Here is a 24,717-nt window from a genome sequence, read left to right as displayed (position 1 = left end):
CCTCTGGAGCGAACGACGAGGTTCGAACTCGCGACCTCAACCTTGGCAAGGTTGCGCTCTACCAACTGAGCTACGTTCGCCTGCTGCGCCGTGGCGCGAGCACCACTATACCCAACCGCGCTCGCGGGCGAGACGCACCGCGGTGTGGCGGTTCTCCGCGCCGAGCTTCGAGACGGCGGAGGAGAGATAGTTCCGCACGGTGCCCTGGGACAGCCGGGCCCGCTCCGCGATCTCCGCCACGGGCGCCCCGTCCGCCGCCAGCTCCAGCACCTCCGCCTCGCGCGCGGTCAGCGGGGAGTCGCCCGCGGCGATCGCGTCGGCGGCCAACTCGGGGTCGACGTAGCGGTTTCCCCCGTGCACGGTGCGGATGATCTCCGCGAGCCGCTGGGCGCTGACGGTCTTGGGCACGAACCCCCGCACGCCCGCCGCGAGCGCCCGCTTCAGATGGCCCGGGCGCCCGTGTCCGGTCACGATCAGCACCTGGCAGTCCGGCAGCTCCGCCCGCAGGGCTGTGGCGACCTTCACACCGTCCGCGCCGGGCATCTGGAGGTCGAGCACGGCGACGTCAGGGGCGTGCGCCCGGGCCATCGCCAGGGCCTCCGGGCCGGACGCGGCCTCGGCGACCACCAGGAGGTCGTCCTCCAGGGACAGCAGGGCGGCCAGCGCCCCGCGGATCAGATGCTCGTCGTCGGCGAGCAGCAGCCGCACCACACCGGTCACGACGCGACCTCCGCCACGGGCCGTGCGGTCAGCGGGACCTCGGCGACGAGCCGGAACTCGCCGTCGCCGGTCTCCCCGGCGTCCAGCGTGCCGTCCACGGCGGACAGCCGCTCCCGCAGCCCGGCCAGCCCCGTTCCGCCCGTACGGGACGACCCGTGCGGGGTGGTCGCCCCGTCGTTCCGCACCGTCAGCACCACACGCCCCTCCGGCCTCAGCACCGTGACGGTGCACTTCCTCGCGTCGCCGTGCCGCAGCACATTGGTGGTCGCCTCCCGTACGACCCAGCCCAGCGCGGACTGCACCTCGGCGGGCAGCCCGTCGGTGTCGCCGCCGACCTCGCAGTCGATCCCGGCCGCGCGCAGCACGCCTTGGGCGCCGTGGAGTTCGGTCTCCAGGTCGGCCCGGCGGTAGCCGCGCACCACCTCGCGCACCTCCCGCTGGGTCTCCTGGGCGATGCGCTGCACCTCGATCATCTGCTCGACCGCCTCGGGCCGTTCACGCCGGGCGAGCTGGACGGCCAGCTCGCTCTTCAGCGCGATCACGGCGAGGTTCCTGCCCATCACGTCGTGCAGGTCCCGCCCGAACCGCAGCCGTTCCTCGGCGACCGCGAGCCGGGCCCGGGTCTCGCGCGCCTCGTCGAGGGTGTAAACGGCGTTGAGCAGCCAGATCGAGAAGGCGGAGGTGGCGGCGAAGAAGGCGCTCGCGGCCGTCACGAACGCGGCCGTGGCCAGCGCGGTGAGGGCGGGCATGCCGGCCGCCCAGGCCACCAGGCCCGCGCCCGCCCCGAACCCGGCGACGAGCAGCCCGACGCGCCGCCGGTCCTTCAGGCCGAGGGCCGTCAGACCGACGCCGTAGCTGAGCGTGGTGCCGAAGACCGCGCCCATGACGGCGCCGGTCTCCTCCCCGCCCCCGCCGGGGCCGTGCCTGCCGTGGACGACGGCGGCCGTCGCGACCACGGCGGTCGCGGCGCCGAGCGCCCACAGCAGCCGCAGCGGCTGGGGACGCCGGCCGACCGTCCAGTCCAGGGCGCGGGAGGCGGTCACCATGGCCAGCGCCACGTGCGCCGCGACCGGCACCATCACGAGCAGCCCGACACGCGCATCCAGCTGGCCGAAGGCGGTCACGGCGATCACCGTCGGCTCGGACAGCGCGATGAGGTGGAACGACCACCGCGTGTACGTCTCGACCTTCGCGGGCGTGCTCTTGCGCCGCCACCAGCCTCCCGGGCCGCCCATCCGCCGCTCCTGTCCGTACCGATGTCCTGCCGCCGCACCCTGTCGTCGCGGCGCGGGGTGCCACCCCTGCGTCATGCGCCTCAGCGCCGCGGCTCCCAGCGGAACCGCCGCCGTACAGCAAACACCGCGAGGGCGGTCCAGGCGAGGGCGACCGTGAGGGCCTGGAGGGTCTCCCCGGCCGTGAGGCCGCCGGTCCAGCCGCCGCGCACCAGGCTGACGACCGGGGTCAGCGGCAGCAGCTCGCAGACGGACGCCAGACGGTCCGGGAACAGCTCCAGCGGGACGAACATTCCGGAGCCCAGCATCGACACGATCAGCAGCGGCATGGGCGTGACCTGGGCGCTCTCGCCGGTGCGCGTCCAGCTCGCGGTGACGGCGGCGAGCGCCGCGCTGATCACGAGGCCCAGCAGCAGCCCGAGGACGGCCAGATGGGGCGCGGAGGGCGCGGACAGGTCGAGCAGCACGGTGCAGCCGGTGATCAGCAGCAGGCACTGCGCAAGACCGGTGAGGACGGCCGGCAGCGCGGACCCGGCGAGGATCTCCGCGTCCCGCAGCTCGCCGGTGCGCAGCCGCTTCAGCACCAGTTCCTCGCGCCGGACGACGTAGACGCCGACGAGCGAGGAGTACACGGCGAACAGCAGTGAGAAGCCGACGGCGGCGGGCAGGACGAGCTCGCCGGTGGTGAGCCCGGCCTCCGCGAGGTCCATCTCCTCGGCGGCGGAGCGCACGCTGAGCGGCAGGACCAGCGGCACGAACAGGGCGGCGAAGAGGGTGCCCTTGCTGCGTCCCAGCAGGGTCATCTCGGCCCGGGCCAGGGACGTCATCCGGCCGGCCGGGGTGGTCGTGGTGGTGCTCATGCCGCGTACTCCTCGGTGGTCGCGCCGTGCGGCGCGGGGGCCGAGGCGTCCTTGGCGATGGTGAGGAAGGCCTCCTCCAGGGAGGCCGAGCGCACGTCGAGCCGGCGCAGTTCGACGCCTGCGGTCCGCGCCCACACGAGCAGCTCGGTGGCCGAGTGCTGCAGCTCGTGGGTGCGCAGCCGGACGGTGCGGCCGTCCACGGTTTGGTCGCTCACGCCCATCGGACCGAGCGGCGGGAGGTCGCCCAGGTGGTAGCCGTCGGGCAGGTCGAAGGTGATCCGGGACGGCTCCGACGCGGTGACCTCGGCCGGGGTGCCGGTGACGGCGATCCGCCCGTCGTGCATGATCGCGAGCCGGTCGGCGAGGTTCTCGGCCTCCTCCAGGTAGTGCGTGGTGAGCAGCACGGTGGTGCCGGCGTCGCGCAGGGCGCCGACCAACTCCCAGGTGTCGTGGCGGCCTTCGGCGTCGAGTCCGGTGGTCGGCTCGTCGAGGAACAGCACCTCGGGGTCGCCGAGCAGCGCGAGCGCCAGGTCGAGGCGGCGGCGCTGGCCGCCGGACAGCTGCTTGACCCGGACGTCCGTCCTGGAGCCGAGGCCGACCATGTCGAGGACCTCCCGCTCGGGGCGGGCGCCGCTGACGCAGCCCGCCCACATGCGGGCGGTCTCGGCGACGGTCAGTTCGGAGGGGAAGCCGCCCTCCTGGAGCATCACGCCGGTGCGGTGCCGTACGGCGGCGCGCTCGGTGTAGGGGTCGTGGCCGAGGACCCGTACGCGTCCGCCGGCCGGCGGGGCCAGTCCTTCGAGGAGTTCGACGGTGGAGGTCTTGCCCGCGCCGTTGGTGCCCAGCAGGGCGAAGATCTCCCCGCGTCGCACGGAGAAGTCGATCCCGCGCACGGCTTCGAACCCGCCCCCGTAGACGCGTCGCAGCCCTGTGACCTCGATCACGTGCTCAAGTCCGTTCGTTTCCATGCCTCGAGCTTCGCGGTGGACGGAGGGACTCGGCAGTGCGCGGTGTCATCACCGGACATGACAAATGTCAGATGGCCGTACGGAGAGGCCTTCTTGAAGCGGGCGCACGAAAAGACCCCGGTCCTAGGGACCGGGGTCTTGTTCCCGAGCGGACGACGAGGCTCGAACTCGCGACCTCAACCTTGGCAAGGTTGCGCTCTACCAACTGAGCTACGTCCGCATTGCCTCCGACCGGCTCTCACCGATCGGCGCGAGCACCATCTTACCTGATCCACAAGAGTGGTTGGTGAGGCGATGCAGAGCGGGTGACAGGAATTGCACACTGCGCCTTCCCCCTGGAAGGGGGATGTTCTACTACTGAACTACACCCGCATGTCCTCGGACCGGGCCTTTCGGCCTCGCCCCTCGGCGTGCTCCAGACTTTAGCTGATCAGCAGGGGGGCTGCGCAAGTCGGTTGCCCGGAGCGCCCGGTGACCGGCCGTCGGCGGGGTCACCCGGGCGGGGTCCGCCCCGCACGCGGGTGCGACCTCACGTGTGGGGCCGGGTGCGGTTCAGCGGGCCGCGGCGAACGCCTCGTAGACCTTCTTGGGGATGCGGCCGCGGGCCGGGACGTCCATCCGGTTCGCCTGGGCCCAGGCGCGCACGGCCGCCGGGTCCGGGGCGACCTCGGTCTGCCGGTAGGCCTTGCCGGAGCGGGCGCGCTTGCGGCCGGCGTCCACGTAGGGCTCGAGCGCCTCGCGCAGTTTCCTGGCATTGGTTTCGTTCAGGTCGATCTCGTACGACGTGCCGTCGATCCCGAAGGCGATCGTTTCCGCCGCTTCCGAGCCGTCGATGTCGTCGAAGAGAGTGACCACGACCTTCTGCGCCACGAATATCGGTCCCTTCGTGCGACACCTCTTCCGCCCGGACGTCCGTGACGACGTGCCGGTACGGTCGCCGAGATGTCGGCTGTCCGCCTGTAATCGGGCAAAGTATCTGCTAATGACAATTCATTTGTACAGTGCCCGGCAATGCAATGGGAAGCCCGACTAAATCTGCCCGCGTGTCCGGGCGCAATAGCGATGTGCGGGTGAACGCGGATCTTTCCCGGATCTTTTCCAGCATGTCTCCCCGCGATGCCGAATCGTGACGGCGCTCACGTAGTTTCCTACAACTCTACTCGCGTAGAAATTTTGTACGGGTAGTCTGAAGGAACCTGCTCAGCACCACACACCGGGAGTGCCAGTGGCACGCGTCGTAGTCGACGTCATGCTCAAGCCGGAGATCCTCGACCCCCAGGGCCAGGCGGTGCAGCGCGCACTGCCGCGTCTGGGTTTCGAAGGGATCTCGGACGTCCGTCAGGGAAAGCGATTCGAACTGGAAGTTGACGGGCCGGTCGACGAGGCCGCGCTCGCCCGTATCCATGATCTTGCCGAATCCTTCCTCGCCAACACCGTGATCGAGGACTTCACCGTCCGCGTCGAGGAAGTCGCGGAGGCGGCCAAGTGACCGCTCGTATTGGCGTCGTCACTTTCCCGGGCAGCCTCGACGACCGGGACACCCAGCGCGCGATCCGCGTCGCGGGTGCCGAACCCGTCGCCCTCTGGCACAAGGACAAGGACCTCAAGCAGGTCGACGCCGTGGTGCTCTGCGGCGGTTTCAGTTACGGCGACTATCTGCGCGCCGGCGCCATCGCGCGCTTCTCGCCGGTCATGGACACCGTCATCGACCAGGCCAAGGCCGGCCTTCCGGTGCTCGGCATCTGCAACGGCTTCCAGATCCTCACCGAGGCGCACCTGCTCCCCGGCGGCATGCTGGGCAACGACCACCTGCACTTCATCTGCCGTGACCAGAAGCTGCGGGTGGAGAACGCGGACACCGCCTGGACCACGGACTACGAGGCCGGCCAGGAGATCCACATCCCGCTGAAGAACATGGACGGCCGCTACGTGGCCGATCAGCGGACGCTGGACGAGCTGGAGGCCGAGGGCCGTGTCGCCTTCCGCTACCTCGACTTCAACCCGAACGGCTCGCTCAACGACATCGCCGGCATCACCAACGCGGCCGGGAACGTCGTCGGCCTCATGCCGCACCCCGAGCACGCCGTCGAGTCGCTGATCGGTACGGGCCGTACCGACGGCCTGCCCTTCTTCACGTCGATCCTCAAGAAGCTGGTCAACGCATGAGCAAGGCTCCTCTGGACACGGTCGAGCACGCGGCCGCGACCCCCGACGTCGCGCTGCCCTGGGCAGAGCTGGGCCTGAAGAAGGACGAGTACGAGCGGGTCGTGGAGATCCTCGGCCGCCGCCCGACCGGCGCCGAGCTCGCCATGTACTCCGTCATGTGGTCCGAGCACTGCTCGTACAAGTCCTCCAAGGTGCACCTGCGCCAGTTCGGCGAGAAGGCCCCCGAGTCCGACGCCCTGCTCGTCGGCATCGGCGAGAACGCGGGCGTCGTGGACGTCGGCCAGGGCTACGCCGTCACCTTCAAGGTCGAGTCGCACAACCACCCCTCCTACGTCGAGCCCTACCAGGGCGCGGCCACCGGCGTCGGCGGCATCGTGCGCGACATCATCGCGATGGGCGCGCGCCCGGTCGCCGTGGTCGACCCCCTGCGCTTCGGCGCCGCCGACCACCCCGACACCAAGCGCGTCCTGCCGGGCGTGGTCGCCGGCATCGGCGGCTACGGCAACTGCCTGGGCCTGCCCAACATCGGCGGCGAGGTCGTCTTCGACGCCTGCTACCAGGGCAACCCGCTGGTCAACGCGGGCGCCATCGGCGTCATGCGGCACGAGGACATCCACCTCGCCAAGGCGTCCGGCGCCGGCAACAAGGTCATCCTCTACGGGGCCCGCACCGGTGGCGACGGCATCGGCGGCGCGTCGATCCTCGCCTCCGAGACCTTCGACGACGCCAAGCCGTCGAAGCGCCCCGCGGTGCAGGTCGGCGACCCCTTCCAGGAGAAGCTGCTCATCGAGTGCACCCTGGAGGCCTTCCAGGAGAAGCTCGTCGTCGGCATCCAGGACCTCGGCGCGGCCGGTCTGTCCTGCGCCACGTCCGAGCTGGCCTCCAACGGTTCCGGCGGCATGACCGTCGTGCTGGACGACGTACCGCTGCGCGACTCCACGCTCTCGCCCGAGGAGATCCTCATGAGCGAGTCGCAGGAGCGCATGTGCGCCGTCGTCGAGCCCGACAAGGTCGACCGCTTCCTCGAGATCTGCGACAAGTGGGACGTCATCGCCACCGTCATCGGCGAGGTGACCGACGGCGACCGCCTGGAGATCTACTGGCACGGCGAGAAGATCGTCGACGTCGACCCGCGCACGGTCGCCCACGAGGGCCCCACCTACGAGCGCCCCTACGCCCGCCCCGCCTGGCAGGACGAACTGCAGGCGGACGACGCCGACAAGCTGCCCCGCCCGCAGTCGGGCGAGGAGCTGAAGGACCAGGTCCTCAAGCTGGTCGCCTCGCCCAACCAGGCGTCCAAGCAGTGGATCACCCAGCAGTACGACCACTTCGTGCAGGGCAACACGGTCCTCGCCCAGCCCGAGGACTCCGGCATGATCCGCATCGACGAGGCGTCCGGCCTCGGCGTCGCGATCGCCACCGACGGCAACGGCCGCTACGCCAAGCTCGACCCGTACACGGGCGCGCAGCTGGCCCTCGCCGAGGCCTACCGCAACGTGGCGACGACCGGTGCGAAGCCCCTCGCCGTCTCCGACTGCCTGAACTTCGGCTCCCCCGAGGACCCGGCGGTCATGTGGCAGTTCGCGGAGGCCGTGCGCGGTCTGGCGGACGGCTGCCAGCAGCTCGGCACGCCGGTGACCGGCGGCAACGTCTCCCTGTACAACCAGACCGGCGAGGCCGCCATCCACCCGACCCCGGTCGTGGCGGTCCTCGGCGTCATCGACGACGTCGCCCGCCGCACCCCGGCCGCCTTCCAGGAGGAGGGCCAGCTCCTCTACCTGCTCGGCGACACCCGCGAGGAGTTCGGCGGCTCGGCCTGGTCCCAGGTCATCCACGACCACCTCGGCGGCCTGCCCCCGAAGGTCGACCTGGAGCGCGAGCGGCTGCTCGGCGAGATCCTGATCTCCGCCTCCCGCGACGGCATGATCGACTCCGCGCACGACCTGTCCGACGGCGGTCTGATCCAGGCCGTGGTCGAGTCGGCGCTGCTCGGCGGCAAGGGCGCGCGTCTGGTCGTGCCCGACGGGCTGGACGCGTTCACCTTCCTGTTCTCCGAGTCGGCCGGCCGCGCGATCGTCGCCGTGCCGCGCTCGGAGGAGGTCCGCTTCAACGACATGTGCGGTGCGCGCGGCCTCCCGGCCACCCGCATCGGCGTCGTCGACGGCGACACGGTCGAGGTCCAGGGCGAGTTCTCCCTCCCCCTGACCGACCTGCGAGAGGCCCACGAGGGGACGATCCCGGCGCTGCTGGCCTGACCGGCACGGGAGTACGACACGGCAGAGGCCCCGCACGGTGTGTGCGGGGCCTCTGTTCTGTGCGCCCGCGCGCTGCTGCTAATTTCGACGGGCTGTCGGAGGGGATCCAGGGGAGCGGTGGCCATGCCGAGCGGGGTGCGCAAGCCCGTGTGCGTGTTGCTGTGTCTGGCAGCCGTGGTGGCCCTCGGCTGGTGTGGGCGGGAGACCTGGCTGACCGTCGAGGCCCGACAGCAGATCGACGATGCCTGCGGAGGACTCGTCCCGGCGGAACGGGTGCTGTCCCTGTCCCCGGCGGGCGGCACCCTCACCCACCGCGACTCCGAGGAAGGCACGATCGACCTCGACGACGGGCTGCCGCAGAACTGCGAGATCTTCAGCACCGAGGCGGGCGAGGCGTACGGCACGAACAGCGGGGAGCGCTGGTTCTTCACCGGTGCGATGGGTGTCCTGCCGGCGGGCCCGCAGGTCGCCGACGATCCGCTGGACGTCCTCCTCGATCCCCATGGCGGTCCGACCCATCCGTATCAGCCGCTCGGCGGCGGCATCACCGGCATCGTCACGGACTCCGGGGTCGTCGTCGAGCTCCCGTGTGCCGAGGGCGAGGCGGACGGGCGGCCCGTCACCGCCTTGTGGGCGCGGGCCGAGCTGATGGTCACCAAGCCGCCCTTCTCGGAGAACGGCCAGCTCACCGACCACGACCGGGACGTCCTCGCCGAGACCGCCGTGACCACCGCCAACAACCTCGCGGACCGGCTGGGCTGCGCCGATCGGCTGCCCGACCCGCCGGAGAACATCCCCGTGTTGCCCGAGGGCCCCGTCCCGGCCTCCCGCGCCGAGGGCACCTGCGCCTGGTACCGCGAGGGTGACTTCGCCCGGAGCGTCCGCTTCCCGGACCAGGTCCTCCAGAGCCGTACCGACGACCGGCTCTGGGACGAGCGGTGCGTCCTCGTGCTCGGCGCCGAGCGCGCGGCGGGCCTCTACAACGCCGAGGTGGAGAACCAGTCCTATCTGCTGAGGCCGACGGCGCCGGGGCAGTGGTTCGTCTCCCTCCACACCTACTCCGGCGAGAGGGCGAGGAACGTCCTGCTCACCAGCACCAATGGTGACGAGAAACCGGAACCCGCCAGGCCCGGCGGGGCGGGCCGCAGCAGCGAGGACCCGGTCTGGTGGGCCTCCTCCGTCTGCTCCGGGCAGCCGCAGGTCCACACCATGACCCTCGCCCTCGGCTACGACCAGGTGATCCCGGCCGAGATCAAAAAGGTCTTCCGCGCCTACGTCACCGACGTCACCGAGCGCCGTGGCTGCACGGACGTCGTCCTCCCGAAGTCCCCCGACTTCCCCTTCCGTCCCGCATAGGCTCACCCCATGCCACCGGCCAGGAAACGCCCCCGCTCCTACGACCCCGCCAAGACCCGCGCCGCCGTCCTGGCCCAGTTCGGGAACGTGCGCGCCGCGGTCCGCGCCCTCACCCCGGAGGAGCTCGCCGCGCCGACCCGGCTCGGCGACTGGACCGTCCGGGAACTGGTCGCCCACATCGGCACCGCGCTGCTGGCCGTCGACCGGCTGCTGGACGAGCCGGAGCCCGCCAAGCAGGACGCCCGGCTCACCGACTGGCCCACCGCCATCGCCGCCGACGCCGGAGCCATCGCGGACACCGCGCACCGGCTCGCCGCCGGCCACCCCGACCTCGACGCCTACCTCGCGGACGCCGAGCGGCGCTTCACCGCCCGCCTCGACGCCCACCCGGGCGGCAGACTGCTCCCGACCAGCGCGGGCGCCCTGCCCCTCACCGACTACGTGGTCACCCGCGCCGTGGAGCTGGTCGTCCACACCGACGACCTGAACGCCGCCGTCCCCGGCCTGGACGTCCCGTACGACCGGCAGGCGCTCGCCACCTGCGTACGGCTGCTGGCCGACGCGCTCGCCGCGAAGGCGCCCGGCGGCTCCACGGAGGTGCGCGTCCCGCCGTTCGCGGTGGTGCAGTGCGTCGAGGGCCCCCGGCACACGCGCGGCACCCCGCCGAACGTGGTGGAGACCGACCCGCTCACCTGGATCCGGCTGGCCGGCGGGCGGCTCTCCTGGACGGACGCCGTGGCCTCCGCCGAGGTCAGCGCCAGCGGCGAGCGCGCCGACCTCGGGCCGTACCTGCCGCTGCTCGGCTGAGACACGGGCACCGAAACCCAGGGGAACCGCCCGCTCCGGTGGCCCGTCGAAGCGGCATGGACCGACAGAAGCACACCTCCCGCAGGACCCTGGCGGCCGTTGCCGTGCTCGTCGTCCCGCTCGCCGCGGCCTGCGGCAGCGAGAAGGCGGGAGCCGGCAGCGGCGCAGCCGAGGCGGAGCGGCCGGTCACCGGCGTCCGCTGGACCGTCGACAGCGTCACCGTCGACGGCGCCACCCGCCGCGCCCCGGACGGCGCCCACCTCACCCTCGGCGAGGACGGCCGCGCCACCGGCAGCTACGGCTGCAACCTCTTCGAGGCCCGCGTCCGCACCGACGGCGACCGCGTCCGCCTCTCCGACCCGGAGACCACCCTGCGGGCCTGCGACGACCAGGTCATGGCGGGCGAGAGCGCCGTCTCCGGCGCCCTGGCCGCCGGCGAGCTGAAGGCCGACGTCAGCGGCGACCGCCTCACGCTGACCACCGAGTCCGGCGACACCGTGCGCCTCAGCGAGGCGAAGGACAGCTCCCTGCACGGCACCCGCTGGAACGTCACCACCCCCGACGGCGCCGGCCGCGCCCACCTCACCTTCGACCAGGAGCGCGGCACGGTCTCCGGGAACCTCGGCTGCAACCAGGTGAACGCGAGGGCCACCGTGCGCGACGGCCATATCACCCTCGGCCTCCCGTCCCTGACACGAATGATGTGCGAAGACTCACTCATGGACGCCGAGAAGGCCCTGACGAAGCTCTTCGACGGGACCGCCACGTACGCCGTCGACGGCGACACCCTCACGCTGACCAGCGGAAACGGAACCGAAGTGCGGGCCGTCGCGGCCCGCTGATCCGCCTGCGGGGCCGCATCCCGCATTCGGACCAGTGGTCGGTCTCGCCTACACTCGGAGGCGTGCCACGTGGTGACGGACGACTCAACCACGACCTGCTCCCCGGTGAGAAAGGCCCCCAGGACGCTTGCGGCGTCTTCGGTGTCTGGGCTCCGGGCGAAGAGGTCGCCAAGCTCACGTACTTCGGGCTCTACGCCCTCCAGCATCGGGGCCAGGAATCCGCGGGAATCGCGGTCAGCAACGGCTCCCAGATCCTCGTCTTCAAGGACATGGGCCTGGTGTCCCAGGTCTTCGACGAGACCTCCCTCGGCTCCCTCCAGGGTCACATCGCGGTCGGTCACGCCCGCTACTCGACCACCGGAGCCTCCGTGTGGGAGAACGCCCAGCCGACGTTCCGCGCCACCGCGCACGGATCCATCGCGCTCGGCCACAACGGCAACCTGGTCAACACGGCGCAGCTCGCCGACATGGTCGCCGAGCTCCCCAAGGAGAACGGCCGCGCCCCCAAGGTGGCCGCGACCAACGACACCGACCTGATCACCGCCCTGCTGGCCGGCCAGCGCGCCGCCGACGGCGAGCCGGTCACCGTGGAGCAGGCCGCGCACGTGGTCCTGCCCAAGGTCAAGGGCGCCTTCAGCCTCGTCTTCATGGACGAGAACACCCTCTACGCCGCCCGTGACCCGCAGGGCATCCGCCCGCTGGTCCTCGGCCGGCTGGAGCGCGGCTGGGTGGTCGCCTCCGAGTCCGCCGCCCTCGACATCTGCGGCGCCGCGTACGTCCGCGAGATCGAGCCGGGCGAGTTCGTCGCCATCGACGAGAACGGACTGCGAACGTCCCGATTCGCGGAAGCGAAGCCCAAGGGATGCGTCTTCGAGTACGTGTACCTGGCCCGCCCCGACACCGACATCGCCGGCCGGAACGTCTACCTCTCGCGCGTCGAGATGGGCCGCAAGCTCGCCGCGGAGGCACCGGTCGAGGCCGACCTGGTGATAGCGACGCCGGAGTCCGGCACCCCGGCGGCCATCGGCTACGCGGAGGCCTCCGGCATCCCCTTCGGCGCCGGCCTGGTCAAGAACGCGTACGTCGGCCGTACGTTCATCCAGCCCTCGCAGACCATCCGGCAGCTCGGCATCCGGCTGAAGCTGAACCCGCTCAAGGAAGTCATCAAGGGCAAGCGCCTGGTCGTCGTCGACGACTCGATCGTGCGCGGCAACACCCAGCGGGCCCTGGTCCGCATGCTCCGTGAGGCGGGCGCCGCCGAGGTCCACATCCGGATCTCCTCGCCGCCCGTGAAGTGGCCCTGCTTCTTCGGCATCGACTTCGCCACCCGCGCCGAGCTGATCGCCAACGGCATGACCATCGAGGAGATCGGCACCTCGCTCGGCGCCGACTCCCTGGCGTACATCTCGCTCGACGGCATGATCGAGGCGACCACCATCGCCAAGCCCAACCTGTGCCGCGCCTGCTTCGACGGCGAGTACCCGATGGACCTGCCCGACCCCGAGCTCCTCGGCAAGCAGCTGCTGGAGACCGAGCTGGCCGCCGGCACCGCCGCCCCGGCCGCGGTCGACGCGATCCGCCGCCCGTAAGCCCTGACGGACGACACGAAAGCTCTCACAGCCATGTCCCAGAACACTGGTGCCAGCTACGCAGCGGCGGGCGTCGACATCGAAGCGGGCGACCGCGCGGTCGAACTGATGAAGGAGTGGGTGAAGAAGACGCAGCGCCCCGAGGTCCTCGGCGGCCTTGGCGGATTCGCCGGCCTCTTCGACGCCTCCGCCCTGAAGAACTACGAGCGCCCGCTGCTCGCCTCCGCCACGGACGGCGTCGGCACCAAGGTCGACATCGCCCGCCGGATGGGCGTCTACGACTCCATCGGGCACGACCTGGTCGCGATGGTCATGGACGACATCGTGGTGTGCGGGGCCGAGCCGCTGTTCATGACCGACTACATCTGCGTCGGCAAGGTCCACCCCGAGCGTGTCGCCGCGATCGTCAAGGGCATCGCGGAGGGCTGTGTGCTGGCCGGATGCGCCCTGGTGGGCGGCGAGACCGCCGAGCACCCCGGTCTGCTGGGCCCGGACGACTTCGACGTCGCCGGGGCCGGTACGGGCGTCGTGGAGGCCGACCGGCTGCTCGGCGCCGACCGCATCCGTTCGGGTGACGCGGTGATCGCCATGGCGTCCTCCGGGCTTCACTCCAACGGCTACTCGCTCGTCCGCCACGTGCTGCTCGACCAGGCGGGCCTGTCGCTGGACGCCCGGATCGACGAACTGGGCCGCACCCTCGGCGAGGAACTGCTGGAGCCCACCAAGATCTACTCGCTGGACTGCCTGTCGCTGATCCACACCACCGAGGTGCACGCGTTCAGCCACGTCACCGGCGGCGGACTCGCGGCCAACCTGGCCCGGGTGATCCCGGACGGGCTGCACGCCACGGTGGACCGCTCCACCTGGACGCCGGGCCCGGTGTTCGACCTGGTCGGCCGGACCGGCTCGGTCGAGCGGCTGGAGCTGGAGAAGACGCTGAACATGGGCGTCGGCATGATCGCGATCGTGCCCCAGGAGTCCGTCGACGTGGCGCTGACCACGCTGGCCGACCGCGGCGTGGAGTCCTGGGTGGCCGGCGAGATCACCGAGCGCGGAGACCACACCACGGGTGCTGCTCTTGTCGGTGACTACGCGAACTGAGCACGGAAAGGCTGCCCGCCCGATGTCCGGGCGGGCAGCACACCGGCCGGCCGGGCCGGTCCGGGCAGCACTGAACCCGGCGGGTGACCTGGGTCACCGACCGGGCTCATGCTTCACGCAAGGTCAAGCGCCGCGACGCTGTTGCGAGGACGGGCCGTCCTCGTCCTCCTCGTCGTCCTCGTAGAGGTCGGCGTACTTTGCGTACAGGTCGTCGTCTTGCTCATCGTCCTCGAAACGATCACCGTTCGGTGACTGATTCGACGTCGATGCGCCCAGCTCCTCGGCCAGGCGTGAGAGGTCAGTCCCACCGCTGTTGTACTTCAGCTGGCGGGCGACCTTCGTCTGCTTGGCCTTGGCCCGGCCGCGCCCCATGGCTCGACCCCCTCAACGACGGGGCTCGACGGCCCCAGAGTCTTGACACGCGTTCATGGTCCAGAACGGGCTCTCCATGGAGAGACCGGTCCGTAGGGCTTCCACGGTACCTGAGCCCGCGCCCATACGGTACGTCGCCCGCATGACGTGCCCGCGCCCGGGACCGTCGAGGCGCCCTGTCCTCGCTGGTCAACCGCGATTCTAACCACTTATCGCCGGTCGACCCGCCGGGAGAAGTGAGAGTTCTCTCCAAGTGCCCCCCGGCGGGTACCGCTCATGTGTGCGAACGCGCCCCGATCGGGGGCGCCCCGCACGGACCTCATCGCAGCGGACGCGCCTCCGCCATCCGCTGCTCGGCGATCCGGTCGGCTGCGGCAGCCGGCGGAATGCCGTCCTCCTTCGCACGTGCGAATATGGCGAGCGTGGTGTCGAAGATCTTCGACGCCTTCGCCTTGCACCGGTCGAAGTCAAAGCCGTGCAGCTCGTCCGCCACCTGGATCACGCCGCCGGCGTTCACCACGTAGTCCGGCGCGTAGAGGATCCCGCGGTCGGCGAGGTCCTTCTCCACACCTGGGTGGGCGAGCTGGTTGTTGGCCGCGCCGCAGACCACCTTGGCGGTCAGCACGGGCACGGTGTCGTCGTTCAGGGCGCCGCCGAGCGCGCACGGGGCGTAGATGTCCAGGCCCTCGGTGCGGATCAGCGTCTCGGTGTCGGCCACGGCCGACACGCCCTCGGGGTGCCGGTCGAGGATCCGGCGGACGGCGTCCTCACGCACATCGGTGATCACGACCTCGGCGCCCTCGGCCCGCAGGTGCTCCACCAGGTGGTGCCCGACCTTGCCCACGCCCGCCACGCCGACCTTGCGGTCACGCAGCGACGGGTCGCCCCACAGATGCTGGGCGGCGGCCCGCATGCCCTGGTAGACGCCGTAGGAGGTGAGCACCGACGAGTCGCCCGCGCCGCCGTTCTCGGGGGAGCGGCCGGTGGTCCAGCGGCACTCCCGGGCCACGACGTCCATGTCGGCGACATAGGTGCCGACGTCGCACGCGGTGACGTAGCGGCCGCCGAGGGAGGCGACGAACCGGCCGTAGGCCAGCAGCAGCTCCTCGGTCTTGATCCGCTCCGGGTCGCCGATGATCACGGCCTTGCCGCCGCCGTGGCCGAGACCGGCCATGGCGTTCTTGTACGACATCCCGCGCGCGAGGTTGAGCGCGTCGGCGACGGCCTCCTCCTCGGAGGCGTACGGGTAGAACCGCGTACCGCCGAGCGCGGGGCCCAGCGCGGTGGAGTGGATGGCGATGACGGCCTTGAGGCCGCTGGCATGGTCCTGGCAGAGCACGACTTGTTCGTGGCCGCCCTGGTCCGAACGGAACAGGGTGTGCAGGACGCCGTCAGATACGTCGGTCACTGTGGTGACTCCTGAGTAAGTAGCGGCGGGTGGGACGGGCTCCCGTACGGGTGGCGGGGGCTGTGGCACGAGAGTAGATCCTTACCCGCCGGTCGGCGGCACTGTGTCCCGGATCACCTCCGTCCGGAGTACCCCGTGCGACGATTTGCCGGGGTTTCCCACCCGTCCGGGCGGGGTCCCGGCAGGTTTTCGCGGCGGTCCGCGGGGGAGGGAGCAGAGCGTGACCAAGGTGTCCTCGGTGATCGTCCCCTACGCCTCCTACCTGCGCGTGTACGAACCGCTGGCCGCCTTCCCCGAGCCGGAGCGCGGCCACTGGGAGCGGTACGCCCGGCGCGACGACCTCCCCTCGTACCAGGAGGAGCTGCGCCGGTCGCTGGCCGACCTCGCGGCGGTCCCGCCGGCGCCGGTCCCGGTGCACGAGAGCGGCGACGCCTTCGTGCTGGAGACGGACGGCGAGGTCCGGGTCTGCCCGTGGCGCACCCGGCTGCGCGGCTGGCAGACCCTGGGCGAACTCGCGGAGGAGTACCCGCTGCCGGTCCTGGACGCCCTGCTGCCCCCGGTCGTGCGGCAGGAGGCGAGCCGGGACTACGAGCGCTGGCTGGCCGAGCACCCCGACGCGCGCCCGTGGATCCGCACCTCCACCTGGCAGGTGCCGATCAACTGGTTCGTGCTCTTCACCGACGAGGAGCGCCAGTACGCCAAGGGCTCCGCCGGCGAGGTCCCGGTCCTGCGCTACCGCACGCCCATGGTCCAGGCGCGGCGCCGGGTGGCGCGGGCACTGCGGGCGCTGCGGGACGCCGTGGACGAGAGTCTGCTGATCGACGGCCTGGTGGACGTCGGCCGCTGGCTGGAGGAGTTCCACCCGCGGTCGCTGGTCGAGCTGGACTACGGGGGGCTGGTGCACGCCGTGCCGGCCGGCGCCCTGGCGGACGACCACTCGGCAGCCGACGTCGGCGAGGGGATCGCGGCGCTGCGGCGGGGCGACGAGGGGGGTGCGGCGGAGGCGTACGGGCGCCTCGTCGATCGCTGGCGCGCGGTCCGTGACCTGCGATCGGCGAACTGACGTTTGACCAAACGCCCTTCTTGGGGTTTTGTCTTCGGCCTGAGGCTGGTTGAAGTCGCGTCAATCCGGATGCGACATCGGACGTAGCAGCCTTACCGGGCGTAAGTCTCAAGCGTGTCAAGCGTGACGGACCGCACGCACAAGACCCTTGCGTCTCTTGCCCCTCCTCATGCCAAAATAGGACAAGGAGTCCGGGGAGGACTCCTCCGTCCTGCTGTGCTCCACTATGGGCGGAATCTCAGCATTGCACGCTTTGGGGGGTCCGGTGACTCCTGCACGTTGCTGTGACTGATCGTCACAGGGGCGTGACTGTCCGCTATGGCATGGTCCATCGGCTTCCGCGGCTGATGAACACCTGGGAGGGCAATTCCATCGGTTTGGCCGACGTGGCTGGACAGATGGTGTAGTTGTAGTGCCGAGGACAAGCCGTTCGTCCTATAACCGACTCGACTCGCGTCCGCCATTTCGGGCAACGCGGGTCAAGGTGCAGAATTTAGAGGAAAGAACCGAGAAGGTTCGGTTCTCCCGAGGAGGCCGCTCATGACCGCTCGCACCCCTGATGCCGAGCCGCTGCTGACCCCCGCTGAGGTTGCCACCATGTTCCGCGTCGACCCGAAGACGGTCACGCGCTGGGCGAAGGCCGGCAAGCTCACGTCGATCCGCACGCTCGGCGGCCACCGCCGCTACCGCGAGGCCGAGGTCCGCGCACTGCTCGCGGGCATCCCGCAGCAGCGCAGCGAGGCCTGAACCTGCATGAACCGGGCAGAACCGGCTGGTCCCCCACCGGCCACGACGCCCGGGAACTTTAGCTCCAAGCGACGCGGGGACTGCCCCAACAGCCCTCTCGCCCAACCGAATCAGAGCTTCACAGCCAACTGAACACCGGGTGCGTCGTCGATCGCGCTGGACTCCGCCGGGTCCAGCGCGATCTTTTTTGTGCGCCGGTGGTGGGTCCGCGTGCGGGTCCGGACTGCCTCAACGCCCTTATGTGCGCGGGCTTGTCGGAGCCTGAGGACGTCTGTGGGATCGGCTCCGGAGAGGTCGGGACGGAGCACTCGAGGGAGTGCAATTGCACATATTAAATTGACCCGTTGTAGGTGAGGCGTAAGTTCCGCCCTTGTGAAAACTCATGCGGTGACACCCGTCACATACCAGTTGGGTTGTTGAGCCGACGGCATATGCGCTAGACGGAACGCGCCTCGGTGGCGGCTTGTTCCTGAGGGCCCTCGACGGGTTCTGACGGCTCGACGGGCTCGGCGCCGTCGAAGGGCGCGGAGTCCCCCGCGGAGTCCATCGCCAGGCGCTGGAGACGGTGGCAGACCGGGCACTGACGGGTGAGGTGCCGGTACGACGACGCGGCCGCGAGATGCGCGCGGAGCAGCGCCCGTGTCTCATGCCTGGCCGATGCCGTCATGCGCCACCTCCGGTCCCCCCGCGGACACGTGCCCTGTTCCTGGAGTACCGAGGGAGCGCGAGGCCGTCAAGACGGCGCTGGGGCCCGCGACAAGGCCGTCGAGGCCCTTCCCGGGTCACGGGCCTGCGGAGGAGCCTCCACAGTGCCTCCGGAACACCCGGACGGGTCTGCACATGCGGAAGGCCCGCCATCCCTTACGGGGGGCGGGCCTTCCGGTATGCGGTCCTGACGGGATTTGAACCCGCGGCCTCCACCTTGACAGGGTGGCGAGCACTCCAAACTGCTCCACAGGACCAGGATCGCGGCGCTTTCCTGCGTTGCGCTGCGAGAAGGACTGTACAGGAGCAGAAGCCCCCTGGTCGAACTCACCCTGCGTGCGGGTCCCGTCACGGCACGGCGGCGTCGATCGCCTTCACGATCCGCTTGTCCGACACGGGGTACGCCGTGCCCAGCGCGTGCGCGAAGTAACTGACCCGCAGCTCCTCGATCATCCAGCGGATGTCCCGCACCTGCTGCGGCACCGGCCGCCCCTGCGGCATCTGCTCCAGGAGCCAGGCGTACTCGTCCTGCATCTCGTGGACCTTCGCCATGCGCGTGGTGTCCCGCTGCGCGTTCGTCGGCATCTGCTGGAGCCGGCGGTCCGCGGCCACCAGGTACCGCATCAGGTCCGGCATCCGGCGCAGCCCCGCCTCGGTCACGAAGCCCGGCTTCACGAGCCCGTCCAGCTGCGTGCGGACGTCCTGGAGGTTCGGCAGCAGCGCGGGGCTGCGGACGCCCTTCAGACGGCGCTCACAGGCCTGCCAGGCGGCCAGCACCTGCTGCACCTGCCCGACCGCGCGGACCGTCGTGTCGACGATCTCCGCGCGCACCTTGTCGAACAGCTTCCGGTAGGACTCCTCGTCCCACACCGGGCCGCCGAAGTCCGCGATCAGCTTGTCCGCAGCGGCCATGGCGCAGTCGTCGAACAGCGCCTGCACCGAACCGTGCGGATTGGCCGACAGGGCGAGCTTCTGAGGGTTGGTCAGCTTCTCGGACGCGAACTTCCCAGGGTTGACCGGGATGTTCAGCAGGATCAGCCGGCGGGTGCCCTTCCACATCGCCTCCGCCTGCTCGGCCTCCGAGTCGAACAGCCGCACCGACACCGAGTCACCGTCGTCCATCAGAGCCGGATACGCCTTCACCGGCTGGCCGGCCCGGCGCGTCTCGAACACCCGCGTGAGCGAACCGATCGTCCAGTCCGTCAGCCCCTTGCGCTCCAGCGACTCCCCGCCCTGGCGCTGCGCCGTGGCGGCCGCCGCCTGCGACAGCGCCTTGCGCGCCTTGGGACGCAGCTTGAGCTTCAGCGCCTCCAGGTCCTTGTCCTCGGCGAGCGTGCGGCGCCGCTCGTCGACGATCCTGAACGTCACCTTCAAGTGGTCCGGGACACGGGACCAGTCGAAGTCCTCCGCCTCGAACGGCACCCCGACCATCCGCTTCAGCTCGCGGGCCATCGTGACGGTCAGCGGCTCCTGCAGCGGCACCGCGCGTTCCAGGAACGCCTTGGCGTAGTTCGGCGCCGGCACGTAGTTGCGCCGGATCGGCTTGGGCAGGGAGCGGATCAGCTCTGTGACGACCTCTTCGCGCAGACCCGGGATCTGCCAGTCGAAGCCCTCGTCCGTGACCTGGTTCAGCACCTGGAGCGGGATGTGGACGGTCACGCCGTCCGCGTCCGCCCCCGGCTCGAACTGGTACGTCACACGGAACGTGAGCGGGCCCTGGCGCCAGGTGTCGGGGTAGTCGGCCTTGGTGACCGCGTCCGCCGACTCGCGGATCAGCATCTCCCGCTCGAAGTCGAGGAAGTCGGGCTGTTCGCGCCGCTTGCGCTTCCACCACGAGTCGAAGTGCGCCCCCGACACCACATGGTCGGGGATCCGCTGGTCGTAGAAGTCGAAGAGGGTCTCGTCGTCGACCAGGATGTCCCGGCGCCGCGCCCGGTGCTCCAGCTCCTCGACCTCGGTCAGCAGCTTGCGGTTGTCCGCGAAGAACTTGTGGTGCGTGCGCCAGTCGCCCTCGACCAGGGCGTTGCGGATGAACAGCTCCCGGGACAGCTCGGGGTCGATCCGCCCGTAGTTCACCTTCCGCTGCGCCACGATCGGCACGCCGTACAGCGTGACCTTCTCGTACGCCATCACGGCCGCCTGGTCCTTCTCCCAGTGCGGCTCGCTGTAGGTGCGCTTGACCAGGTGCTCGGCGAGCGGCTCGACCCACTCCGGTTCGATCTTCGCGTTGACCCGCGCCCACAGCCGGGACGTCTCCACCAGCTCCGCCGACATCACGAACCGCGGCGGCTTCTTGAACAGCGCGGAGCCCGGGAAGACGGCGAACTTGGCGTTGCGCGCGCCGAGGTACTCGTTGCGCCCGCCCTCACGCCGGCCGCCGCCCTGCCCGGAGTCCTTGGACTCCTTCACGTCCTTCATGCCGATGTGCGAGAGCAGACCGGCCAGCAGGGAGACGTGGATGCGGTCGGCGGGGGCGTCCTGGTCGTTGAGGTGGATACCCATCTGCTTGGCGACGGTGCGCAGCTGGGCGTAGATGTCCTGCCACTCGCGGATGCGCAGGAAGTTCAGGTACTCCTGCTTGCACATCCGGCGGAACGACGACGAGCCGCGCTCCTTCTGCTGCTCGCGGATGTACCGCCACAGGTTGAGGAACGCGAGGAAGTCGCTGGTCTCGTCGCGGAAGCGGGCGTGCTGCTGGTCGGCCTGCGTCTGCTTGTCGGCGGGCCGCTCGCGCGGGTCCTGGATCGACAGCGCGGCGGCGATGACCATGACCTCGCGGACGCAGCCGTTGCGCTCCGCCTCCAGCACCATGCGCGCCAGACGCGGGTCCACCGGCAGCTGGGCCAGCTTCCGGCCGGTCGGGGTGAGGCGTTTGCGCGGGTCCTTCTGCGTGGGGTCCAGGGCGCCGAGCTCCTGGAGCAGCTGGACGCCGTCGCGGATGTTGCGGTGGTCCGGCGGGTCGATGAAGGGGAACTTCTCGATCTCGCCCAGGCCGGCCGCCGTCATCTGGAGGATGACCGAGGCCAGGTTGGTCCGCAGGATCTCCGCGTCGGTGAACTCGGGACGGGAGAGGAAGTCGTCCTCGCTGTACAGCCGGATGCAGATGCCGTCCGAGGTACGGCCGCAGCGGCCCTTGCGCTGGTTGGCGCTGGCCTGCGAGACCGGCTCGATCGGCAGCCGCTGCACCTTGGTGCGGTGGCTGTAGCGCGAGATACGGGCGAAGCCGGGGTCGATGACGTACTTGATGCCGGGCACGGTGAGGGACGTCTCGGCCACGTTGGTGGCCAGGACGATCCGGCGGCCGCTGTGCTGCTGGAACACCCGGTGCTGCTCGGCGTGCGACAGCCGGGCGTACAGCGGCAGCACCTCGGTGGAGCGGTACCGCTTCTTGTTCAGCGCGTCCGCCGTGTCCCGGATCTCCCGCTCACCGGAGAGGAACACCAGGATGTCGCCGGGGCCCTCCGCCATCAGCTCCTCGACGGCGTCGGTGATCGCGGTGATCTGGTCCCGGTCGGCGTCCTCGGAGTCCTCCTCCAGCAGCGGCCGGTAGCGCACCTCCACCGGGTACGTCCGCCCGCTGACCTCGATGATCGGGGCGTCGCCGAAGTGCCGGGAGAAGCGCTCGGGGTCGATGGTCGCCGAGGTGATGACGACCTTCAGGTCGGGACGCTTCGGCAGCAGCTGCGCGAGATAGCCGAGCAGGAAGTCGATGTTCAGGGACCGCTCGTGCGCCTCGTCGATGATGATCGTGTCGTAGGCGCGCAGTTCGCGGTCGGTCTGGATCTCCGCGAGCAGGATGCCGTCCGTCATCAGCTTGATGAACGTGGCCTCCGGGTCCACCTGGTCGGTGAAGCGGACCTTCCAGCCGACGGCCTCGCCGAGCGGGGTGTCCAGCTCCTCGGCGACCCGCTCGGCCACCGTACGGGCCGCGATCCGCCGGGGCTGGGTGTGCCCGATCATGCCGCGGACGCCGCGCCCCAGCTCCATGCAGATCTTCGGGATCTGCGTGGTCTTGCCGGAGCCCGTCTCACCGGCCACGATCACCACCTGGTGATCACGGATGGCCTCGGCGATGGCGTCCTTCTTCTGGCTGACGGGCAGCTGCTCGGGATACCGGACCTCCGGCACCCGGGCCCGGCGTGCCGCCATCCGCTCCTCGGCCGCGGCGACCTCCGCCTCGATCTCACCGAGCACGGCGGCACGCGCCTCCGGCTTACGGATCTTGCGGGCACCTTCGAGCCGCCGCCCGAGCCGGTGCGCATCGCGCAGCGACAGCTCGGAGAGGCGGGAGGCGAGGGAGCCGAGGGCGGGGGCAGAGTGCGTAGACATACGGACTCCAGGATCTCAGACCGCGGAAAAACGCGGCGAGCCATTTTGCCGGGGCAGACAGCCGGGGCACACAACAAGGCCCCGATCAGAGATCGGGGCCTTTGCTGTGGCTGGGGCCGGGGTCGAACCGGCGACCTTCCGCTTTTCAGGCGGACGCTCGTACCAACTGAGCTACCCAGCCGCGATGTTTCACGTGAAACATCAGCGGTCCTGACGGGATTTGAACCCGCGGCCTCCACCTTGACAGGGTGGCGAGCACTCCAAACTGCTCCACAGGACCAAGCTTGTGTCGTACGACAGTGTCGCACAGGGTGGTGCGTGCCCCCAACGGGATTCGAACCCGTGCTACCGCCTTGAAAGGGCGGCGTCCTAGGCCGCTAGACGATGAGGGCTATCGGCCCGCCTGGGCGCTTCTCAGCGCGTCGGGGACGTGAGAAGCATATGGGATGGCGGGATGGTTCGCCAAAACGGTTTAGGGACGGGGCCGGGACGGCGTGGCGGAGGGGGACGAGGGGGTGGTCCCCGACGGGCTGCCGGACGCGGCGCCGGGTGAGTTTCCGGAGGGGGAGGGCGAGCTGTCCGCCCCCGGCTGGTTCTCCTCGGGCAGGTGCCGGCTGACCTCCGCCGTGGTGAGCCCGAGGCCGCCCAGCTCGATCGAGTCCCAGGCCTGGAGGCGCTTGGTGTCCCGGTCGAAGTAGAGGATCGACGTCTCGATCGGGTCGGGGTACTTGCCCTCGATCGCGCGCAGGCCGCTGCCGCCGGTGGAGCCCTCGATGCGCAGCCGGGTGCCGTACCGCATGACCTCGGTGTCCTCGCGGTGCAGATGGCCGGAGAGGACCAGCGGCACGGTGCCGTCGACCTCGCGGGCCGCCGACGGCTCGTGGACCACCGCCACGTCCACCGGGGTGCCGGACCGCCTCTGGTCCCGGATCGAGGAGGCGAGCCGGGCGCCCGCCAGTTCCTGGGACTGCTCGGCGCCGGTCTTCTGGGTGCGGTCGGGGGTGAACTGCGGGTCGCCGATGCCGGCGAAGCGCAGGCCCGCGATGGTCCGGGCCCGGCCGTCGTCGAGGACGTGCACGTTCCTCATCCGGTCGAGATAGCGCTGGGTGATGAGCGAGTCGTGGTTGCCGCGCACCCACACGTACGGGGCGCCCAGCTCCTCGACCGGGTCCAGGAAGCCGTTCTCGGCGGCCGTGCCGTGGTCCATCGTGTCGCCGGAGTCGACGATCACGTCCACCCGGTACTGCTCCACCAGCGACGCGATGATCTTCCAGCTCGCGGGGTTGAGGTGGATGTCGGAGACGTGCAGGACGCGGATGGTGGTCGGGTCCGGCTGGTAGACGGGGAGCGTGGACGTGGCGTCGTAGAGCTTGGTCACGTTGGTGACCAGACGGGCCAACTCCTGCTGGTAGACGTCGAACTCGGTGACGATGCTGCGCGCGTCGCCGACCAGCGAGGGCGCGGAGGACAGCAGGCCGGAGAACTTCGGCTCCAGCACGGAGTCCGGGTTCCAGGTCGCGTACGCCGTGCCGCCGGACGCGGCCAGCAGGCCGAGGGCGAGCCCTCCGGCGGCCAGGGCGCGGCGGGGACGGCGGTAGACGAGCAGGCCGAGCGTGGCGGCGCCGGTGACCACGGCGACGCAGGAGCGCACGGCGAGGTCCGCGGTGCCGCGGGCGATGTCCTCGGTGACCTCGTCCTGGAGCCCCGAGAGGCGCTCCGGGTGGTCGACCAGGGCGCGGGAGCGCTCGGGGTCGAGCTGGTCGACGTTGACGTCGAGACGCACCGGGGCGATGTGGCTGTCCAGCTGCAGGGCGCCCAGGGGCGAGATGTTGATCTTCGTGCCGCCGGTGAAGGACGGGCGCAGGGTCATGGTGGTGTTCATCGGGCCGACCGGCACACGGACGTTGCCGACGACGAGCAGGCCCAGCCAGGCGCCGAGCAGCACCACCGCGACCAGACCGAGGGCGCGCACCCAGGGGCGCGGCCGTGCGCCGGGGGTGAGCGCGAGGGCCGGCGCGGCCGGGGGCCGGGTGCCGCCTGAGTGGTGACGGCGGGTCGGGGCCTGCGGGAGCCGTGGGAAGCGGTGGATCAGGTTCTTGACGGCAGTCGGGACGCGGGCCATTGATCCCCTATGCCCGTGCGGGCGGCCGGATATGCGGGCGTCGCCCGCCTCTCGTACGGACCGATCGTCCCCGAC

At 70.7% G+C, this 24,717-nt stretch carries 20 protein-coding genes and 7 tRNA genes; 10 read left to right on the top strand and 17 right to left on the bottom strand.

What is annotated here, in order from left to right:
• Window positions 1-4: 4 nt before the first annotated feature.
• From AY578_RS15560 to AY578_RS15525, 8 genes are all read right to left on the bottom strand, one after another.
• A tRNA-Gly gene (locus tag AY578_RS15560) sits at window positions 5-80 on the bottom strand.
• Between the two features lie 25 nt (window positions 81-105).
• Window positions 106-720, bottom strand: coding sequence for a response regulator (locus AY578_RS15555; RefSeq protein WP_019526544.1), 615 nt, complete (start codon window positions 718-720; stop codon window positions 106-108).
• Window positions 717-1,955, bottom strand: coding sequence for a sensor histidine kinase (locus AY578_RS15550; protein WP_161108302.1), 1,239 nt, complete (start codon window positions 1,953-1,955; stop codon window positions 717-719). The genes AY578_RS15555 and AY578_RS15550 overlap by 4 nt, the downstream gene beginning before the upstream one ends.
• A gap of 80 nt (window positions 1,956-2,035) precedes the next feature.
• Window positions 2,036-2,812: an ABC transporter permease gene (locus AY578_RS15545; protein ID WP_019526546.1), complete on the bottom strand. Its 777-nt coding sequence runs from the start codon at window positions 2,810-2,812 to the stop codon at window positions 2,036-2,038.
• The gene (locus tag AY578_RS15540) at window positions 2,809-3,780 is read right to left on the bottom strand and encodes an ABC transporter ATP-binding protein (protein WP_258902803.1); all 972 of its coding nucleotides are present in this window, start codon (window positions 3,778-3,780) and stop codon (window positions 2,809-2,811) included. The genes AY578_RS15545 and AY578_RS15540 overlap by 4 nt, the downstream gene beginning before the upstream one ends.
• 147 nt (window positions 3,781-3,927) lie before the next feature.
• Window positions 3,928-4,000, bottom strand: a tRNA-Gly gene (locus tag AY578_RS15535).
• Window positions 4,001-4,080: 80 nt separating this feature from the next.
• A tRNA-Gly gene (locus AY578_RS15530) sits at window positions 4,081-4,152 on the bottom strand.
• Between the two features lie 180 nt (window positions 4,153-4,332).
• Window positions 4,333-4,650 carry a histone-like nucleoid-structuring protein Lsr2 gene (locus AY578_RS15525; RefSeq protein WP_006133354.1) on the bottom strand — a complete coding sequence of 106 codons (318 nt, stop codon included), beginning with the start codon at window positions 4,648-4,650 and terminating at the stop codon, window positions 4,333-4,335.
• A 355-nt stretch (window positions 4,651-5,005) separates the two neighbouring features.
• On the opposite strand from AY578_RS15525, the gene purS reads away from it, so the two are divergent.
• The 8 genes from purS (at window position 5,006) to purM (ending at window position 13,896) form a co-directional block, all read left to right on the top strand.
• On the top strand, window positions 5,006-5,269 hold the full coding sequence (gene purS, locus AY578_RS15520; RefSeq protein WP_006133353.1) for a phosphoribosylformylglycinamidine synthase subunit PurS: 264 nt from the start codon (window positions 5,006-5,008) through the stop codon (window positions 5,267-5,269).
• Window positions 5,266-5,946, top strand: coding sequence for a phosphoribosylformylglycinamidine synthase subunit PurQ (gene purQ / locus AY578_RS15515; protein WP_028960519.1), 681 nt, complete (start codon window positions 5,266-5,268; stop codon window positions 5,944-5,946). The genes purS and purQ overlap by 4 nt, the downstream gene beginning before the upstream one ends.
• A complete protein-coding gene (gene purL / locus AY578_RS15510) occupies window positions 5,943-8,201 on the top strand; it encodes a phosphoribosylformylglycinamidine synthase subunit PurL (protein ID WP_258902798.1) in 2,259 nt (752 codons plus the stop codon). Before purQ ends, purL begins: the two co-directional genes overlap by 4 nt.
• A gap of 123 nt (window positions 8,202-8,324) precedes the next feature.
• Window positions 8,325-9,557 carry a hypothetical protein gene (locus AY578_RS15505; protein WP_258902795.1) on the top strand — a complete coding sequence of 411 codons (1,233 nt, stop codon included), beginning with the start codon at window positions 8,325-8,327 and terminating at the stop codon, window positions 9,555-9,557.
• Between the two features lie 9 nt (window positions 9,558-9,566).
• A complete protein-coding gene (locus tag AY578_RS15500; RefSeq protein ID WP_258902792.1) occupies window positions 9,567-10,364 on the top strand; it encodes a maleylpyruvate isomerase family mycothiol-dependent enzyme in 798 nt (265 codons plus the stop codon).
• Window positions 10,365-10,420: 56 nt separating this feature from the next.
• Entirely contained in the window at window positions 10,421-11,206 is a 786-nt protein-coding gene (locus tag AY578_RS15495) for an META domain-containing protein (protein ID WP_137210932.1), read from the top strand.
• 62 nt (window positions 11,207-11,268) lie between these two features.
• The gene (gene purF, locus AY578_RS15490) at window positions 11,269-12,795 is read left to right on the top strand and encodes an amidophosphoribosyltransferase (protein WP_019526552.1); all 1,527 of its coding nucleotides are present in this window, start codon (window positions 11,269-11,271) and stop codon (window positions 12,793-12,795) included.
• Between the two features lie 33 nt (window positions 12,796-12,828).
• A complete protein-coding gene (gene purM / locus AY578_RS15485; RefSeq protein ID WP_019526553.1) occupies window positions 12,829-13,896 on the top strand; it encodes a phosphoribosylformylglycinamidine cyclo-ligase in 1,068 nt (355 codons plus the stop codon).
• 123 nt (window positions 13,897-14,019) lie between these two features.
• On the opposite strand, the gene AY578_RS15480 is transcribed toward purM, so the two are convergent.
• Both AY578_RS15480 and AY578_RS15475 read right to left on the bottom strand, forming a co-directional pair.
• Window positions 14,020-14,268, bottom strand: coding sequence for a DUF3073 domain-containing protein (locus AY578_RS15480; RefSeq protein WP_006133346.1), 249 nt, complete (start codon window positions 14,266-14,268; stop codon window positions 14,020-14,022).
• Window positions 14,269-14,587: 319 nt separating this feature from the next.
• A complete protein-coding gene (locus tag AY578_RS15475) occupies window positions 14,588-15,676 on the bottom strand; it encodes a Leu/Phe/Val dehydrogenase (RefSeq protein WP_258902783.1) in 1,089 nt (362 codons plus the stop codon).
• 220 nt (window positions 15,677-15,896) lie between these two features.
• Here AY578_RS15475 and AY578_RS15470 point away from each other — a divergent pair, with 220 nt between their 5' ends.
• Together AY578_RS15470 and bldC are read left to right on the top strand one after the other, a co-directional pair.
• A complete protein-coding gene (locus AY578_RS15470) occupies window positions 15,897-16,739 on the top strand; it encodes a DUF8083 family protein (RefSeq protein WP_136239671.1) in 843 nt (280 codons plus the stop codon).
• Window positions 16,740-17,279: 540 nt separating this feature from the next.
• Window positions 17,280-17,486: a developmental transcriptional regulator BldC gene (bldC, locus tag AY578_RS15465; protein WP_003949541.1), complete on the top strand. Its 207-nt coding sequence runs from the start codon at window positions 17,280-17,282 to the stop codon at window positions 17,484-17,486.
• Between the two features lie 436 nt (window positions 17,487-17,922).
• Here bldC and AY578_RS15460 read toward each other — a convergent pair whose 3' ends face one another.
• From AY578_RS15460 to AY578_RS15430, 7 genes are all read right to left on the bottom strand, one after another.
• Window positions 17,923-18,153: a DUF6274 family protein gene (locus AY578_RS15460; RefSeq protein WP_019526556.1), complete on the bottom strand. Its 231-nt coding sequence runs from the start codon at window positions 18,151-18,153 to the stop codon at window positions 17,923-17,925.
• Between the two features lie 220 nt (window positions 18,154-18,373).
• A tRNA-Asp gene (locus AY578_RS15455) sits at window positions 18,374-18,448 on the bottom strand.
• Window positions 18,449-18,539: 91 nt separating this feature from the next.
• Window positions 18,540-22,520, bottom strand: a complete 3,981-nt coding sequence (hrpA, locus tag AY578_RS15450; RefSeq protein ID WP_215188287.1) for an ATP-dependent RNA helicase HrpA — start codon at window positions 22,518-22,520, stop codon at window positions 18,540-18,542.
• Window positions 22,521-22,627: 107 nt separating this feature from the next.
• A tRNA-Phe gene (locus tag AY578_RS15445) sits at window positions 22,628-22,701 on the bottom strand.
• Between the two features lie 24 nt (window positions 22,702-22,725).
• Window positions 22,726-22,800 (bottom strand) — tRNA-Asp (locus tag AY578_RS15440).
• Between the two features lie 39 nt (window positions 22,801-22,839).
• Window positions 22,840-22,912, bottom strand: a tRNA-Glu gene (locus AY578_RS15435).
• An 80-nt stretch (window positions 22,913-22,992) separates the two neighbouring features.
• Window positions 22,993-24,642 (bottom strand): metallophosphoesterase family protein, encoded by a 1,650-nt coding sequence (locus AY578_RS15430; protein ID WP_019526558.1) that lies wholly within the window; start codon window positions 24,640-24,642, stop codon window positions 22,993-22,995.
• Between the last annotated feature and the right edge of the window lie 75 nt (window positions 24,643-24,717).

It is taken from the genome of Streptomyces thermocarboxydus, assembly GCF_024760485.1.
Classification (GTDB): Bacteria; Actinomycetota; Actinomycetes; order Streptomycetales; family Streptomycetaceae; genus Streptomyces; species Streptomyces cellulosae.
Note: the sequence above shows the minus strand (reverse complement) of the source record. Positions and strands in the feature narration are given on the sequence as shown.